This is a genomic window from Pseudomonas sp. 2024-210, from assembly GCF_045062345.1.
Lineage (GTDB): Bacteria > Pseudomonadota > Gammaproteobacteria > Pseudomonadales > Pseudomonadaceae > Aquipseudomonas.
Genome location: NZ_JBJGEJ010000001.1, coordinates 422503 through 437413, shown reverse-complemented (window position 1 = coordinate 437413; position 14911 = coordinate 422503). Strand labels below are relative to the sequence as shown.

19 protein-coding genes are annotated in these 14911 nt (G+C 55.5%); 9 read left to right on the top strand and 10 right to left on the bottom strand.

Features of this window, described 5'->3' with window-relative positions:
* The first annotated feature begins 85 nt into the window (after positions 1-85).
* The 6 genes from pmbA to ACI7MX_RS02020 all read left to right on the top strand — a co-directional run bounded on the left by pmbA (position 86) and on the right by ACI7MX_RS02020 (position 5360).
* Complete coding sequence (pmbA, locus tag ACI7MX_RS02045) at positions 86-1432, top strand: metalloprotease PmbA (RefSeq protein ID WP_405588651.1); 1347 nt, start codon at positions 86-88, stop codon at positions 1430-1432.
* A gap of 157 nt (positions 1433-1589) precedes the next feature.
* On the top strand, positions 1590-1985 hold the full coding sequence (locus tag ACI7MX_RS02040; RefSeq protein WP_405588654.1) for a FagA protein: 396 nt from the start codon (positions 1590-1592) through the stop codon (positions 1983-1985).
* Positions 1978-3354 (top strand): class II fumarate hydratase, encoded by a 1377-nt coding sequence (locus ACI7MX_RS02035; protein ID WP_405588657.1) that lies wholly within the window; start codon positions 1978-1980, stop codon positions 3352-3354. Before ACI7MX_RS02040 ends, ACI7MX_RS02035 begins: the two co-directional genes overlap by 8 nt.
* Before the next feature lie 27 nt (positions 3355-3381).
* Positions 3382-3831, top strand: a complete 450-nt coding sequence (locus tag ACI7MX_RS02030) for a hypothetical protein (protein ID WP_405588660.1) — start codon at positions 3382-3384, stop codon at positions 3829-3831.
* 1 nt (position 3832) lies between these two features.
* Complete coding sequence (locus ACI7MX_RS02025) at positions 3833-4444, top strand: superoxide dismutase (RefSeq protein ID WP_405588663.1); 612 nt, start codon at positions 3833-3835, stop codon at positions 4442-4444.
* Between the two features lie 22 nt (positions 4445-4466).
* A complete protein-coding gene (locus tag ACI7MX_RS02020) occupies positions 4467-5360 on the top strand; it encodes a ZIP family metal transporter (protein ID WP_314488468.1) in 894 nt (297 codons plus the stop codon).
* 92 nt (positions 5361-5452) lie between these two features.
* Here ACI7MX_RS02020 and ACI7MX_RS02015 read toward each other — a convergent pair whose 3' ends face one another.
* The 10 genes from ACI7MX_RS02015 to ACI7MX_RS01970 form a co-directional block, all read right to left on the bottom strand.
* Positions 5453-5725 (bottom strand): HPr family phosphocarrier protein, encoded by a 273-nt coding sequence (locus tag ACI7MX_RS02015; protein WP_314488409.1) that lies wholly within the window; start codon positions 5723-5725, stop codon positions 5453-5455.
* 16 nt (positions 5726-5741) lie between these two features.
* Positions 5742-6599 carry an RNase adapter RapZ gene (gene rapZ, locus ACI7MX_RS02010; protein ID WP_314488411.1) on the bottom strand — a complete coding sequence of 286 codons (858 nt, stop codon included), beginning with the start codon at positions 6597-6599 and terminating at the stop codon, positions 5742-5744.
* A gap of 2 nt (positions 6600-6601) precedes the next feature.
* Positions 6602-7066: a PTS IIA-like nitrogen regulatory protein PtsN gene (gene ptsN, locus ACI7MX_RS02005; RefSeq protein ID WP_314488414.1), complete on the bottom strand. Its 465-nt coding sequence runs from the start codon at positions 7064-7066 to the stop codon at positions 6602-6604.
* A gap of 12 nt (positions 7067-7078) precedes the next feature.
* Positions 7079-7393: a ribosome hibernation-promoting factor, HPF/YfiA family gene (hpf, locus tag ACI7MX_RS02000; protein ID WP_153378531.1), complete on the bottom strand. Its 315-nt coding sequence runs from the start codon at positions 7391-7393 to the stop codon at positions 7079-7081.
* 76 nt (positions 7394-7469) lie between these two features.
* Positions 7470-8963 (bottom strand): RNA polymerase factor sigma-54, encoded by a 1494-nt coding sequence (locus ACI7MX_RS01995; protein ID WP_314488418.1) that lies wholly within the window; start codon positions 8961-8963, stop codon positions 7470-7472.
* A gap of 238 nt (positions 8964-9201) precedes the next feature.
* Positions 9202-9927: an LPS export ABC transporter ATP-binding protein gene (gene lptB / locus ACI7MX_RS01990; RefSeq protein ID WP_314488421.1), complete on the bottom strand. Its 726-nt coding sequence runs from the start codon at positions 9925-9927 to the stop codon at positions 9202-9204.
* Complete coding sequence (gene lptA / locus ACI7MX_RS01985) at positions 9927-10472, bottom strand: lipopolysaccharide transport periplasmic protein LptA (RefSeq protein ID WP_314488423.1); 546 nt, start codon at positions 10470-10472, stop codon at positions 9927-9929. Before lptA ends, lptB begins: the two co-directional genes overlap by 1 nt.
* On the bottom strand, positions 10459-11031 hold the full coding sequence (gene lptC, locus ACI7MX_RS01980) for an LPS export ABC transporter periplasmic protein LptC (protein ID WP_314488426.1): 573 nt from the start codon (positions 11029-11031) through the stop codon (positions 10459-10461). Before lptC ends, lptA begins: the two co-directional genes overlap by 14 nt.
* An 8-nt stretch (positions 11032-11039) precedes the next feature.
* Positions 11040-11564 carry an HAD family hydrolase gene (locus tag ACI7MX_RS01975; protein WP_314488429.1) on the bottom strand — a complete coding sequence of 175 codons (525 nt, stop codon included), beginning with the start codon at positions 11562-11564 and terminating at the stop codon, positions 11040-11042.
* Positions 11564-12538, bottom strand: a complete 975-nt coding sequence (locus ACI7MX_RS01970; RefSeq protein WP_314488430.1) for a KpsF/GutQ family sugar-phosphate isomerase — start codon at positions 12536-12538, stop codon at positions 11564-11566. The genes ACI7MX_RS01975 and ACI7MX_RS01970 overlap by 1 nt, the downstream gene beginning before the upstream one ends.
* Positions 12539-12832: 294 nt before the next feature.
* Here ACI7MX_RS01970 and ACI7MX_RS01965 point away from each other — a divergent pair, with 294 nt between their 5' ends.
* The 3 genes from ACI7MX_RS01965 to mlaD are packed head-to-tail and all read left to right on the top strand — an operon-like array spanning position 12833 to position 14906.
* Positions 12833-13642, top strand: a complete 810-nt coding sequence (locus ACI7MX_RS01965) for an ATP-binding cassette domain-containing protein (protein WP_146385426.1) — start codon at positions 12833-12835, stop codon at positions 13640-13642.
* The gene (mlaE, locus tag ACI7MX_RS01960; RefSeq protein ID WP_122786404.1) at positions 13642-14439 is read left to right on the top strand and encodes a lipid asymmetry maintenance ABC transporter permease subunit MlaE; all 798 of its coding nucleotides are present in this window, start codon (positions 13642-13644) and stop codon (positions 14437-14439) included. The genes ACI7MX_RS01965 and mlaE overlap by 1 nt, the downstream gene beginning before the upstream one ends.
* A complete protein-coding gene (gene mlaD / locus ACI7MX_RS01955; RefSeq protein WP_314488435.1) occupies positions 14439-14906 on the top strand; it encodes an outer membrane lipid asymmetry maintenance protein MlaD in 468 nt (155 codons plus the stop codon). The genes mlaE and mlaD overlap by 1 nt, the downstream gene beginning before the upstream one ends.
* Positions 14907-14911: the final 5 nt, after the last annotated feature.

Sequence of the window (14911 nt, the reverse complement as noted above, 5' to 3'; positions counted from 1 at the left end):
CCGCCATGATAACCAGTCGGGGGCCGCTTGTCCGGCCCGGTCGCTCGGCGGCCCTACCGAAAACAGAATTTGAGTGGAGAAAACCATGAGTGCAGTACAAAGCGTTGGCCCGCAGGCCCTGCCGGCACTGCAAGAGCAGGTCGAACAAATCATTGCAGAAGCCAAGCGCCAAGGCGCCAGTGCCTGTGAAGTGGCGGTATCGCTTGAGCAGGGGCTGTCGACGACTGTACGTCAACGTGAAGTCGAAACCGTGGAGTTCAACCGCGACCAGGGTTTTGGCATCACGCTCTACGTGGGGCAGCGCAAAGGGTCGGCCAGCACTTCGGCCACGGGGCCTGAAGCGATTCGCGAAACCGTAGCGGCGGCGTTGGCGATTGCCAAGCATACCTCCGAAGACGAAAGCTCGGGCCTGGCCGATGCCAGCCTGATGGCGCGCGACCTGAAAGACTTTGATGTGTTCCACACGTGGGACATCACCCCGGAACAAGCCATCGAAAAAGCGCTGGCCTGTGAGGCTGCGGCGTTCGAAGCCGACAGTCGCATCAAAAACGCGGATGGCACCAGTCTCAGCACGCATCAAGGGTGTCGTGTGTACGGCAACAGCAACGGCTTTATCGGTGGCTCGGCATCAACCCGCCACAGCCTGAGCTGCGTCATGATCGCCGAAGGCGACGGGCAGATGCAGCGAGACTATTGGTATGACGTTAACTGCCAGGGTGAGTTGCTGACAGATGCCGCGATCATCGGTAAACGAGCGACTGAGCGGGCTGCCCGTCGTCTGGGCGCACGCCCGGTGCCAACTTGTGAAGTGCCGGTGCTGTTTTCGGCTGAATTGGCCGGCGGTCTATTTGGCAGCTTTCTGGGTGCCATCTCGGGTGGCAACCTGTACCGCAAGTCATCTTTCTTGCTGGATGCGATGGGCCAGCAAATTTTCCCTGAGTGGCTGACGCTGGATGAACGCCCGCACCTGATGCGTGCGATGGGCAGCTCATCGTTTGATAACGACGGTCTGGCGACGTACGCCAAACCCTTTATCAAGGACGGTGAACTGGTGTCGTACATCCTCAGCACCTACTCGGGTCGCAAGTTGGGCATGCCGAGCACGGCCAACGCAGGGGGTGTGCATAACCTGTTTGTGACACACGGCGATGAAGACCAGGCGGCCTTGATTCGCAAAATGGGCCGTGGTCTGTTTGTCACCGAGCTGATGGGCAGCGGTCTGAATATGGTGACAGGTGACTATTCCCGCGGCGCGGCAGGCTTTTGGGTTGAAAATGGCGAAATTCAGTTCCCTGTGCAGGAAGTGACCATTGCCGGCAATATGCGCGACATGTTCAAACAGATTGTTGCTGTTGGTAGCGACCTGGAGTTGCGTAGCAATATCCGCACCGGATCGGTGTTGATTGAACGTATGACGGTGGCAGGCAGTTAAATCTGTTCTGTTTCACACTAAGGCGTATCACTCATTCGGTGATACGCCTTTTTTGTGGGCTATAGACGGCGCCTAGGCAACATCTCGCCCTTGGTAGGGTTGTTTTGATAATCAATATCGCTTAATAATGAATCTCATTATCGAGTGAGCCAGGGTCATGAGTTCAGCCTTGCATGAAGGGCCTTATCTGGAAAGCTGGCGCTGGATGAGTCGCCAGATCCGTTGCGGGCTGGCGCCCGACGAGCCGCGCCTGATTGAACATTATCTGGCTGAAGGCCGCTATCTTGCGGCCTGTACGGCCACTTCTCCGTGGGGAGTGGCCGTGACCTCCTTCAGGCTGTTGCTCGACACGGCGTGTGACACCGCCTTGCCTTGGCATTGGCGAAGCGTCTGCCTGGACAACGCGTGGCGTCCGCTTCGTGACCTCGAAACTCAAGCCCTGTGCGCGTGCCGTCTCAAGCGCTGGCAAAGCTTTGCCTGGCAATTGGCAACCTGCGAGCTCGAGCCATCGATTTCTTTAACCGAACTGTTGCAAGGATTTCACGATGAGTAATACGCGTATCGAACGTGACAGCATGGGTGAATTGCATGTGCCTGAAGAGGCTCTGTATGGCGCTCAAACCCAGCGTGCGGTGAACAACTTTCCCATCAGTCATCAACGCATGCCCGCGCTGTTCATTCGGGCATTGATCCTGGCCAAGGCAGCGGCCGCCAAGGCCAATATTGAGCTCAAACAAATCACCGAGGCGCAGGGAAAGGCCATTGTTGAGGCCACTCAGATCCTGCTGTCCGGCGATTATATGGAGCATTTCCCGGTCGACATCTTCCAGACGGGGTCGGGTACCAGCTCCAACATGAATGCTAATGAGGTGATTGCCACACTCGCGACGCGGGTACTGGGTGAGCCGGTCAACCCCAATGATCACGTTAACTGCGGGCAAAGCAGTAACGACATAATTCCTACCGCCATTCATGTCAGTGCAGCTCTGGGCCTGCATGAAGAACTGCTCCCAGCGCTGACTCATCTAGTACAGGTCATTGAGCGCAAGGCCGAACAGGTTCATGTCTACGTCAAAACCGGCCGTACGCATCTGATGGACGCCATGCCCGTGCGCATGAGCCAGGTGCTCAATGGCTGGGCGCAGCAGCTCAAAGCTAATATCGAGCATTTGCATAATCTACAACCGGCCCTGCAATCGTTGGCGCAAGGGGGCACGGCGGTGGGTACTGGCGTCAATGCTCATCCTCTATTTTCCGGCTTGTTCAGCCAGCAACTCAGCGAGCTGACTCACCTGAAATTCACCCCTGGCAAAGACCTGTTTGCGTTGATCGGATCGCAAGACACGGCGGTTTCGGTTTCAGGCCAGCTCAAAGCCACGGCTGTGTCGCTCATGAAAATTGCCAATGATCTGCGCTGGATGAACTCAGGCCCATTGGCCGGTTTGGGAGAAATCGAGCTGCAAGCCTTGCAACCGGGTTCCTCGATCATGCCGGGCAAGGTCAATCCGGTGATTCCGGAAGCTACAGCCATGGTTGCCGCTCAGGTCATCGGTAACGACACGGTGATCACTGTCGCCGGTCAATCTGGCAACTTCGAACTCAACGTCATGCTGCCGGTGATTGCCCAGAACCTGTTGAGCAGTATTGAACTGCTGGCTAATTCGAGCCGCCTGCTGGCTGACAAAGCCATTGCCAGCTTCAAGGTCAATGAAGCCAAACTCAAGGAAGCACTGTCGCGCAACCCGATTCTGGTGACTGCGCTGAATCCGATCATTGGTTATGAAAAAGCCGCAGAAATCGCCAAGAGCGCCTACCAGCAAGGGCGCCCGGTGATCGATGTCGCGTTGGAGTTCACTGATCTGCCACGTAGCCAGCTTGAAGTCCTGCTCGACCCCGAAAAGCTGACCGACGGCGGCGTTTAACCCACGACACTGCTTTGGAGGTTTCACATGGAGCACTGGAAACGCACCATCGAAAGAGCGAACCGCTGTTTCGCTCAAGGCGAACTGGTCGACGCCCGCGAGCACTACTTGCAGGCCCTTGCTCTGGCACAGGTTCTATTTGAACGCTGGAGTGATGCCGACGAAGCAGTGGCAGCGTGTGTGATTTCGCACCACAACCTGGCGGATTTGCATATGCGCCTCAAGCAGCCAGAAGAAAGCGTGGAGTACCTCTGTGCGATTCATCAACGTTTACTGCTCACCCTGCAGAACGACCGGTTGATGCCAGCGTTGCGCGAGGCTGCGCTGCGTCATAGCAGCAAGACCTATGTAGAACTGATGAATTTCATTAGCGAACACGGCGAATACCCGCGCACCAAGTTATTGCTCAAAAACAACGTGGCTCAAACCCCTCAGGAACGCTCGGTACACAGCGGCCAACACTCAGGAGCACATTGATATGACTTATACATTGCCTGCCTTACCTTATGCCTATGACGCCCTTGAGCCGCACATTGATGCGCAAACCATGGAAATCCACCACACCAAGCACCATCAGACCTATATCAATAATCTTAATGCGGCGGTGCAGGGAACCGAGTGGGAAGAGTGGCCAGTGGAAAAACTGGTCGCCAGCGTTCAGCAACTGCCCGATAAGCTTCGCCCCGCGGTGATCAATCATGGCGGTGGACATGCCAATCACTCTCTATTCTGGGAAGTGATGAGTCCTAAAGGAGGAGGTATTCCGGAAGGCGCATTGCTCAAGGCGATTGATGAACAGTTGGGAGGACTTGAAGCCTTCAAAGAGGCCTTTACCAAGGCTGCACTCACCCGGTTTGGCAGTGGCTGGGCATGGTTGAGTGTCACTCCACAAAAAAAGCTGGTGGTAGAAAGCAGCGGTAATCAGGACAGTCCGCTGATGAACGGCAACACGCCGATTCTTGGGCTGGATGTGTGGGAGCACGCGTATTACCTGCGTTATCAAAACCGTCGTCCCGAATACATCAGTGCTTTCTACAATGTTATTAACTGGCCAGAAGTGGCGCGTCGTTATCAAACCGCAATGGGCTGACTCAACAGGATTCAGGCAGATGATGGGCACGCAAATATTAGCGGTTGGGGGCGTGCGAATGTTTCGCTATGCCCTTGGCACGCTCTTGCTGTTAGCGGGCACGGCCTTGCTGGTAGCCAAGGGACTGGTCTGGCTGGATCTGGAGCCCAGAATGTTAAGGGCACTGCAAGGCGGAGCGCTCTGTGCATTGGGTACGGCGCTGGGCGCTGTGCCGGTGCTGGTTATTCGCAATATGCCAGTAGCGGTGAGCGATACCATGCTGGGCTTTGGCGCCGGAGTGATGTTGGCGGCTACGGCATTTTCATTGATTGTTCCCGGGATAGCCGCCGCTGAAAACCTTGGTATGTCGCCTTGGGCAGCCAGCGGCTTAATCAGTGCAGGCATTCTGTCGGGCGCTCTTTTTTTGTTTCTGGTGGACCGTAAGATGGCGGGGGGCGATCCGCAAGTGCTGGTCAGTCGCCCTGCTGAACCGGTGATTGCCCCGCGAATCTGGTTGTTCGTCATTGCGATTGTGGCGCACAACATTCCTGAGGGCATGGCAGTAGGTGTGTCAGCCGGTGGCGGGATGCCTGCCGCAGATAGCCTGGCGATGGGCATCGCGCTTCAGGATGTGCCAGAGGGACTGGTCATTGCCTTGGTGCTGGCGGGTGCAGGCATGTCCCGGGTTAAAGCATTCCTGATAGGTGCTGCCTCAGGCCTTGTGGAGCCGGTATTCGCCTTGCTATGCGCCTGGTTGGTCAATCTGGCCGAAGTGTTGTTGCCTTTGGGGTTGGCATTGGCGGCGGGCGCCATGTTGCTGGTGGTCACGCAAGAAGTTATCCCTGAGTCGCGACGCAATGGCCACGAGAAACTCGCCGGTCTGGGATTGTGTGTCGGTTTCTGCTTGATGATGGTGATGGATACAGCATTGGGGTGAGTACGTTTGTGTAGTCGCTGACGAGCAACGAGCTGTTACCCGTTTGAGGGGCAGCTTTCGCAGCCTTCGGCAGCGACTAAACGCTCAGCGGATCACTCGCCCTCATCAAAGTAGTTATTGATGAGTTGTGTGAGGGCCTCCAGGGCTTCCTGCTCTTTCTCGCCTTCAGTCTTGAGGTGGATGGTTGTGCCCTTGCCTGCGGCAAGCATCATCATGGCCATGATGCTTTTGCCATCTACCATCGAGTCAGCGGTACGTCCTGCTCTGACCTGACATGGAAACTGTCCCGCGATACCCACGAACTTGGCGGATGCCCGGGCGTGCAAGCCCAGCTTGTTGATAATTTCAATTTCCAGTGCAGGCATCGCGTGAGTGATCCTTTCAGGTAAGGTCGCGGTGGCGAACCTGGACGTTCTTCAGGGTTTCTTGCAGGCATTTACCGAGGCGTTCAGTCAGGTAGACCGAACGATGATGACCACCTGTGCAGCCAATGCCAATAGTCACATACGACCGGTTGCTGGCTGCGAAGCGGGGCAGCCATTTAAGCAGGTAGCTGGAGATGTCCTGGAACATCTCTTCGACATCCGGCTGTGCTGCTAGGTAATCTGCAACTGGCTTGTCCAGCCCCGATTGCTCGCGTAGCTCTGGCTTCCAGTACGGGTTAGGCAAGCAGCGCACATCGAAAACCAGGTCGGCATCAACCGGCATGCCACGCTTGAAACCAAACGACTCAACCAAAAATGCGGTCCCGGCCTCAGGTTTGTTCAGCAAGCGCAGCTTGATGGTATCGCGCAGCTGATAGAGGTTCAGGTTGGTGGTATTGATCGTCAGGTCAGCCAGGTCGGCAATCGGCCCGAGCAAGAGGTTCTCGTCACGTATGGCCTCGGCCAGCGAGCGGCTGGCGCTGCTCAGTGGGTGACGCCTGCGTGTTTCCGAGAAGCGTTTGAGCAAGGTTTCTTCGTCGGCATCGAGAAACAGCACATCGCACTGTATGTGCCGGTTGCGCACTTCTTCAAGCAGTTGCGGAAAACGCGATAAATGGCTGGGCAAATTGCGTGCGTCAATGGACACGGCAACCAACGGCTGTGCCAATTCCGTGTGAATCAGCGCCCGCTCTGCCAGTTCCGGTAGCAGTCCGGCTGGCAGATTGTCGATGCAATAGAAACCGTTGTCTTCGAGGACAGCCAGTGCAGTGCTTTTTCCGGAGCCGGAGCGTCCGCTAACGATGACTAAGCGCATGATTAATGACCGTTCTGTACGTCCAGAACAACCTGATACAGCGCTTCGTTGCTGCTGGCTGCGCGCAGTTTGTCGCGCACGTCTTTGCGGTCGAGCATGCTGGCGATCTGCCTAAGCAGTTCCAGATGAGCATCGGTGGCCGCTTCAGGCACGAGCAAAACGAATAGCAGGTCGACCGGCGCGCCATCAATGGCGTCGAAATCTATGGGCGCATCGAGGTGCAACAAGGCGCTGACAGGCGACTCGCAACCCTTGAGGCGGCAATGAGGTATGGCGATGCCGTTACCAAAACCGGTGGAACCCAGTTTTTCACGGGCAAGCAAACTCTCGTAAACGTCCTGCATGGCCAGATCAGGCACCTGATCGTGAATCAGCTTGGCAGTTTGTTCGAGAACGCGCTTTTTACTGCCGCCCGGCACATTCACAAGGGAGCGGCCGGGGGTCAGGATATTTTCAAGTCGAATCATGGGTATGGAGTATTAACGCCCCGTTGCGCCCTGAAGCAGGCTTTGGGACTTTTCCTTATGTTTTTTCAGTTGGCGATCGAGCTTGTCAGCGAGCAGGTCGATGGCAGCATACATATCATTATGCTCTGCGTTCGCAACGACTTCCTTTGGACCCTTGGGTATGTGCAGGGTGGCTTCAATCTTCTGCTGAAGTTTTTCGACTTTCATGATGACCTGGGCATTGGTGATCTTGTCGAAATGGTTCTCCAGTCGTTTGAATTTTTCGCCTATGTAAGCACGTAACGCGTCGGTGACTTCCAGATGCTGTCCACTGATGTTGATTTGCATGCAGTTTCTCCTTCGGTTGCCATTGCCTAGAGTGGCAGGCCGAACAGCCTGCCACTGAAACGCGGTGGCCCGTGGCTTACATCAATCTCTTGCGCTCGCTGGAAGGCGCTATCCCGAGGGATTCGCGGTACTTCGCGACGGTGCGACGGGCCACTTGAATACCTTGTGCCTCCAGTAAACCAGCGATCTTGCTGTCACTCAACGGCTTTTTCTGATTTTCAGCCGCCACCAGTTTTTTAATGATGGCGCGGATCGCTGTGGACGAACATTCGCCCCCTTCAGAAGTGCTGACGTGGCTCGAAAAAAAGTACTTCAACTCATAAATGCCGCGGGGCGTGTGCATGAACTTTTGCGTAGTCACCCGGGAAATGGTCGACTCGTGCATGCCTACCGCTTCGGCAATGTCATGCAGCACCAAAGGCTTCATGGCTTCATCGCCATATTCCAGAAAGCCGCGCTGGTGCTCGACGATTTGCGTCGCCACTTTCATCAGCGTTTCATTGCGACTTTGCAGGCTTTTGATAAACCAGCGGGCTTCTTGCAACTGATTGCGCATGAAGGTGTTGTCGGCGCTGGTATCCGCGCGGCGCACAAACCCCGCGTATTGAGGGTTTACCCGCAAGCGCGGCATGGACTCCTGATTGAGCTCGACCAGCCAGCGCTCATTGTCTTTGCGCACAATCACGTCCGGCACCACGTATTCGGCTTCGCTGGACTCGATCTGCGAGCCAGGGCGCGGGTTGAGGCTTTGTATCAGTTCAATGACTTGGCGCAGCTCATCTTCCTTGAGCTTCATGCGGCGCATAAGCTGACTGTAATCGCGGGCGCCCAGAAGGTCGATGTAGTCAGTCACCAAGCGCTTGGCTTCATTGAGCCAGAGCGTTTTGGACGGCAGTTGGCGCAATTGAAGAAGCAAACACTCGCTGAGGTTGCGTGCGCCAATACCGGCCGGTTCGAATTGCTGAATGCGGTGCAGAACGGCTTCGATCTCGTCGAGTTCAATGTCGAGTTCCGGGTCGAATGCCTCAAGGATTTCGTCCAGTGACTCGTCGAGATACCCCTGATTGTTGATGCAGTCAATCAGCGTTACGCCGATCAGCCGGTCAGTGTCTGACATAGGGGCCAGATTCAATTGCCACAGCAGGTGGCTTTGCAGGCTTTCGCCGGCCGATGTGCGGGTGGTGAAGTCCCACTCGTCATCATCGTTGCTTGGCAGGCTGCTCGCGCTGGTTTGGTAGACGTCTTCCCAGGCGGTGTCGACAGGCAGTTCGTTTGGAATGCGTTCATTCCATTCGCCTTCTTCCAGGTTGTCCACCGTGGGTGTGGATTCCTGATAGGAAGGTTCCTGAATATCGTTATTGGGCTTTTGCTCGATGTTATCGGCCAGAGGGTCCGAATTGTCGAAGTCGTCGCCTTCTTCCTGGCGCTCGAGCATTGGATTGGATTCCAGAGCCTCCTGGATTTCCTGTTGCAGATCCAGGGTAGACAATTGGAGCAGACGGATGGCCTGTTGCAGCTGGGGTGTCATCGTCAGCTGCTGGCCCATTCTGAGGACTAGCGATGGTTTCATGGCTGGGGCTTAAGACCTTATTCGCCGGCGCGCATGGCGCCATCCACTACCAAGGCGCGTGAGCGCCAAACATAAGCAAATTATATGCCTGAACCCGGTGCGTTTGACTAGGGGCGTTTCCAATTAGTTTGAGTTGTTTTCAGAAGCGCCATGCTAGCGGGTCCCCAAATGCGAAAAAACCTTGATCGTCATAGTGAAGTTCAAGGTTTATCGCTAAAAGAGGCACTCACTTGAGGGTTTACAAGCGGAACTCATGCCCCAGATACACTTCGCGGACCAGTTTGTTGGCCAAAATGGTTTCAGCGTCGCCTTCTGCGATCAGTTGACCGTCGTTGACGATGTAGGCTGTTTCGCAGATATCGAGGGTTTCACGCACGTTGTGATCCGTGATCAACACCCCAATGCCTTTGGCTTTGAGGTGGTGAATGATCTGTTTGATATCACCCACGGAAATAGGGTCAACGCCGGCAAAAGGTTCGTCGAGCAGGATGAACTTGGGCGCAGTAGCCAGAGCGCGGGCAATTTCAACCCGGCGTCGCTCGCCACCGGACAAACTCATGCCCAGGCTGTCGCGAATGTGAGTGATATGGAATTCCTGCAGCAGGCTTTCCAGCTCTTTGCGACGACCGGCTTTGTCGAGCTCCTTGCGCGTTTCGAGAATCGCCATGATGTTATCGGCAACCGACAGCTTGCGAAAGATTGACGCTTCCTGAGGCAAATAACCGATACCAGCCCGTGCGCGGCCGTGCATGGGTTGGTGGCTGACATCCAGATCATCGATCAGCACACGGCCCTGATCGGCCTGTACCAGGCCGACAATCATATAAAAGCACGTGGTCTTGCCTGCGCCGTTAGGCCCAAGCAAGCCTACGATTTGCCCGCTGTCGATCGACAAGCTGACATCGCGTACCACTTGGCGACTTTTATAGCTTTTAGCCAAATGCTGGGCTTTCAGAGTAGCCATTACTGGGCCTTCTGCTGGTCGGTTTTCTTCTTCGGCTGGATCACCATATCGATGCGTGGTCGCGGTGTGGTGACATTGGTGCCATTGGCACGGCCAGCGTTAGCCACTTGCTTGACGGTGTCGTAGACGATTTTCTCGCCTTCGGTGGTGTTGCCGTCATTGATAACCTTGGCCTTGTCGATCAGTACGATGCGGTTTTGAGGCGCATGGTATTGAATCGTTACGGCGTAAGCCTGTACGGGCTTGGGGTCAGTGGCTTTTTGCAATTGCTCGAAATAAGCCAGGTTGCCCACCGAAGTCACAACGTCAATTTCGCCCGCAGCGTTGCGAGTGATGGTTACCGTGTTGCCGGTAATCTTCATCGAGCCTTGGGTGATGATGACGTCGCCCTTGTAGGTAGCGACCCCTTTTTTGTCATCCAGCTGCGCTTCATTAGCCTGGATGCGAATAGGCTGTTCATTGTCGTTCGGCAGAGCCCAGGCGCTCGCGCTTCCCAGTGCTGCGCTCAGGCTGAGCAATAATGGGAGGGTTTTAACGAGACTCATACTGTCCTCTTACGTTGGACAGCAGGTCCATCCTGCCGTCTTTCAAATATGCTTTCATTCCCTTGCCAGTCGTTACACCGCCAGCGCCGTCGATTCTAACGTCTCGGTCGGTCTGCGCATATTGCTTCTGTGGGAAAACAGTCATGCGGGTGCTGGTAATAATCGTAGTGCGATCTTTTTCGTCTGTGCGTGCCACACGTACCGAGTCGATCAGCTCAACTTCAGTACCGTCTGGGTTTACTTCGCCGCGCTCGCTTTGCACGTGCCACGGATAAGCTGTGCCGCGATACATTTGCAGGTCGGGCGTGGTCAGCAAGGTGACTTCGGACGCCTTCAAGTGTTCAACTTTGTCGGCTGTCATTTCGTACTGCAACTTACCGTCCGGTAAATATTGAAGGCTGCGCGTGTTCAGGGCGTAGTAGTCAATGGCGCCGTCATCCACAGCCACGGGTGGACTGTCGAGAAAGCGCTCCGGGCTGATATTCCAGTAGCCCACGGCTGCAAACAGTGCAGCAATGACTGTGAATAGCAGAATGTTGCGAATCTTTTTGCTCAGCATATAAAGCTCTATAGGTAGGCGGCGAGGGCAGCATCAAGGCGGCCTTGGGCACGCAGAATCAGCTCGCAAAATTCACGTGCTGCACCTTCGCCGCCTCGCGCCTGAGTGACACCATGGGCGTGCTGACGAACAAAACTGGCCGCATTGGCGACCGCCATGCCCAAGCCTACGCGGCGGATAACCGGCAAGTCGGGGAGGTCATCGCCCAAATAAGCAACCTGTTCATAGCTTAGGTTGAGTTGGCCGAGAAGCTCGTCCAAAACCACTAATTTGTCTTCACGGCCCTGATACAGATGAGGAATGCCCAGGTTTTGCGCACGACGCTCAACCGCAGGTGTCTTGCGGCCGCTGATGATTGCTGTTTGTACGCCCGCCGCCATCAGCATTTTAATGCCCTGGCCATCAAGGGTGCTGAAAGACTTGAATTCGCTGCCGTCTTCAAGGAAATACAGCCGCCCATCGGTCAGCACACCGTCGACGTCGAAAATGGCAAGCTTGATATCTTTGCCGCGTTTAAGCAGTTCCTGAGGCATTACATCACTCCTGCGCGCAGCAAGTCGTGCATGTTCAAGGCGCCTACCGGGCGATCTTCCTTGTCAACAACTACCAGTGCGCTGATTTTATGGTCTTCCATGATCTTCAGGGCTTCAGCGGCGAGCATGTCGGCTCGTGCTGTTTTGCCATGTGGGGTCATGACCGTGTCGATGATGGCATTGCGTATATCGATTTCGCGATCCAGCGTGCGACGCAAGTCGCCGTCGGTGAAGATTCCGGCCAGGCGGCCATCTTCTTCTATTACCACGGTCATGCCGAGGCCTTTATGGGTCATTTCCATCAACGCATCTTTGAGCAAGGTGCCGCGTACCACGTGCGGCAATTCATCACCCGAGTGCATAACGTTTTCGACTTTCAGCAGCAAGCGTCGACCCAAAGCGCCGCCGGGATGTGAAAACGCAAAGTCTTCGGCGGTGAAACCGCGTGCTTCAAGCAATGCAATGGCCAATGCGTCGCCCAGTACCAATGCCGCTGTGGTCGAGGAGGTGGGCGCCAGATTGAGTGGGCAAGCCTCCTGTGCCACGCGAGCGTCCAGGCTGACATCGGCGGCTTTGGCCAATGGCGACTCGGGGTTGCCGGTCATGCTGATCAACTTGATGCCCAGGCGCTTGATCAGGGGCAGCAGGGTGACGATTTCAGCGGTCGACCCGGAATTGGACAGTGCGAGGATAATGTCGTCATGGGTAATCATGCCCATGTCGCCATGACTGGCTTCAGCCGGATGGACGAAGAAAGCCGTGGTGCCGGTACTGGCCAGGGTCGCGGCAATTTTGTTGCCGATGTGCCCGGACTTGCCCATGCCGACTACAACTACACGGCCTTTACTTGCAAGAATCATCTCGCAAGCGCTTACGAAATCAGCGTCGATGTGGGTCAGCAAGCCTTCTACAGCTTCCAGCTCGAGGCGGATGGTGCGTTGGGCAGATTGAATCAGGTCGCTGGATTGGCTCATGTTTGAAGTCGGGTAGCCTGAGAAAAGGCAAAGATTATAGCGGTTATGTGCTGATCACTCACGTGCGATCGTCGTAGTTTGTAGTCTGCGCTCGTAAAGAGGTCAGAGGTTGCTGCTCAACAGGATTAATTTCGCTGTCTGGATGCTTACACGGCACTCCTTCGGCCTTGGGCGGTCAGTAAGAGCAGTGGTATAGTTCGCCGCCAGTTCGGCCCGCTCAGGGAGCACGCTTCTTTTTACTTAAGAGGCCGGGTGTCCGAGTGAGAGGCAGAGGCTGCATCGCAAGGAGTTTAGATGAGCGCTGATAACGCCTACGCGGTCGAGCTGAAGGGAGTGTCCTTCAAGCGCGGCACGCGCAGCATCTTCAATAATGTCGATATTTTGATCCCGCGTGGCAAAGTCACGGGAATCATGGGGCCTTCGGGCTGTGGCAAGACTACCCTTTTGCGTTTGATGGGGATGCAACTGCGTCCCAGCAGCGGCGAAGTGTGGGTCAACGGTCAGAATCTGCCGACGCTGTCGCGCAGTGATCTGTTTGATGCGCGCAAGCACATGGGCGTTTTGTTTCAGAGTGGTGCGCTGTTTACCGATCTGGACGTCTTTGAAAACGTAGCCTTTCCGCTGCGTGTTCATACCCATTTGCCTGAAGAAATGATTCGCGACATCGTGCTGCTCAAGTTGCAGGCCGTGGGGCTGCGCGGGGCAATCAATCTGATGCCCGACGAGCTGTCAGGCGGCATGAAGCGTCGGGTTGCTCTGGCACGGGCTATTGCCCTTGACCCGCAAATCCTGATGTATGACGAGCCGTTTGTCGGGCAAGACCCCATTGCAATGGGGGTTCTGGTTCGTCTGATACGCTTGCTCAATGATGCGCTGGGTATCACCAGTATTGTTGTTTCGCACGATCTGGCTGAAACCGCGAGTATTGCTGACTATCTCTATGTAGTGGGTGATGGTCAGGTACTGGGGCAGGGTACGCCAGAAGAACTGATGAATGCCGATAACCCGCGTATTCGTCAATTTATGAACGGCGACCCGGACGGTCCTGTTCCGTTTCACTTTCCGGCGTCGGACTACCGAACCGATTTACTGGGGAAGCGCTGATGCGCAAGCATTCAATAATGGACCGCATCGCGTTATTTGGCCGGGCCGGGATCGATATGGTCTCGGTCTTGGGGCGCTCGGTGATATTCCTTTTTCACGCCTTGCTGGGACGTGGTGGCATCGGCGGCATGTTTGGGCTATTGCTCAAGCAACTGCATTCTGTTGGCGTCATGTCGCTGGTCATTATCGTCGTGTCCGGGGTGTTTATCGGCATGGTGCTGGCCTTGCAAGGCTTCAGCATTTTGTCCAGCTATGGTTCCGAACAGGCTGTCGGGCAGATGGTTGCCCTGACTTTGTTACGTGAACTGGGACCCGTGGTGACTGCGCTGTTGTTTGCCGGGCGGGCGGGCTCAGCCCTGACCGCTGAAATCGGCAACATGAAATCCAGTGAGCAACTGTCCAGCCTTGAAATGATCGGTGTGGACCCGCTCAAGTACATCATTGCGCCTCGCTTGTGGGCCGGTTTTATTTCCCTTCCGCTGCTGGCGATGATTTTCAGCGTGGTCGGGATCTGGGGCGGTTCGTGGGTGGCGGTCGACTGGTTGGGCGTTTATGACGGCTCGTACTGGGCAAACATGCAAAACAGCGTGACCTTCAGTGGTGATGTACTTAACGGGATCATTAAAAGCATCGTGTTTGCTTTTGTGGTGACCTGGATTGCTGTGTTCCAAGGTTACGACTGTGAGCCCACTTCCGAGGGAATCAGCCGTGCCACTACTAAGACCGTGGTGTATGCCTCGCTGGCAGTCCTCGGGCTGGACTTTATTTTGACTGCCTTGATGTTTGGAGACTTCTGATGCAAAACCGCACCATGGAAATCGGTGTCGGCCTGTTTTTGCTGGCTGGCATCCTGGCTTTATTGTTGCTTGCCCTGCGAGTCAGTGGACTGTCTCCGACGGCCAGCACCGACACCTACAAGCTCTACGCTTACTTTGACAACATCGCCGGTCTGACTGTGCGCGCCAAGGTCACTATGGCAGGCGTGACCATTGGCAAGGTCACGGCGATCGACCTGGACCGTGACAACTTCACGGCCCGCGTGACCTTACAACTCGATAAGAGTGTCGATAACCTGCCGACCGATTCGACAGCGTCTATTCTCACGGCGGGTCTGCTGGGCGAGAAATACATCGGTATCAGCGTCGGTGGCGATGACACCCTGTTAAAAGATGGCGGCACTATCCACGACACCCAGTCGTCGTTGGTGCTTGAAGATCTGATCGGGAAATTCCTGATGAATACCGTTAGCAAAGAAGCCAAATAAGGAGC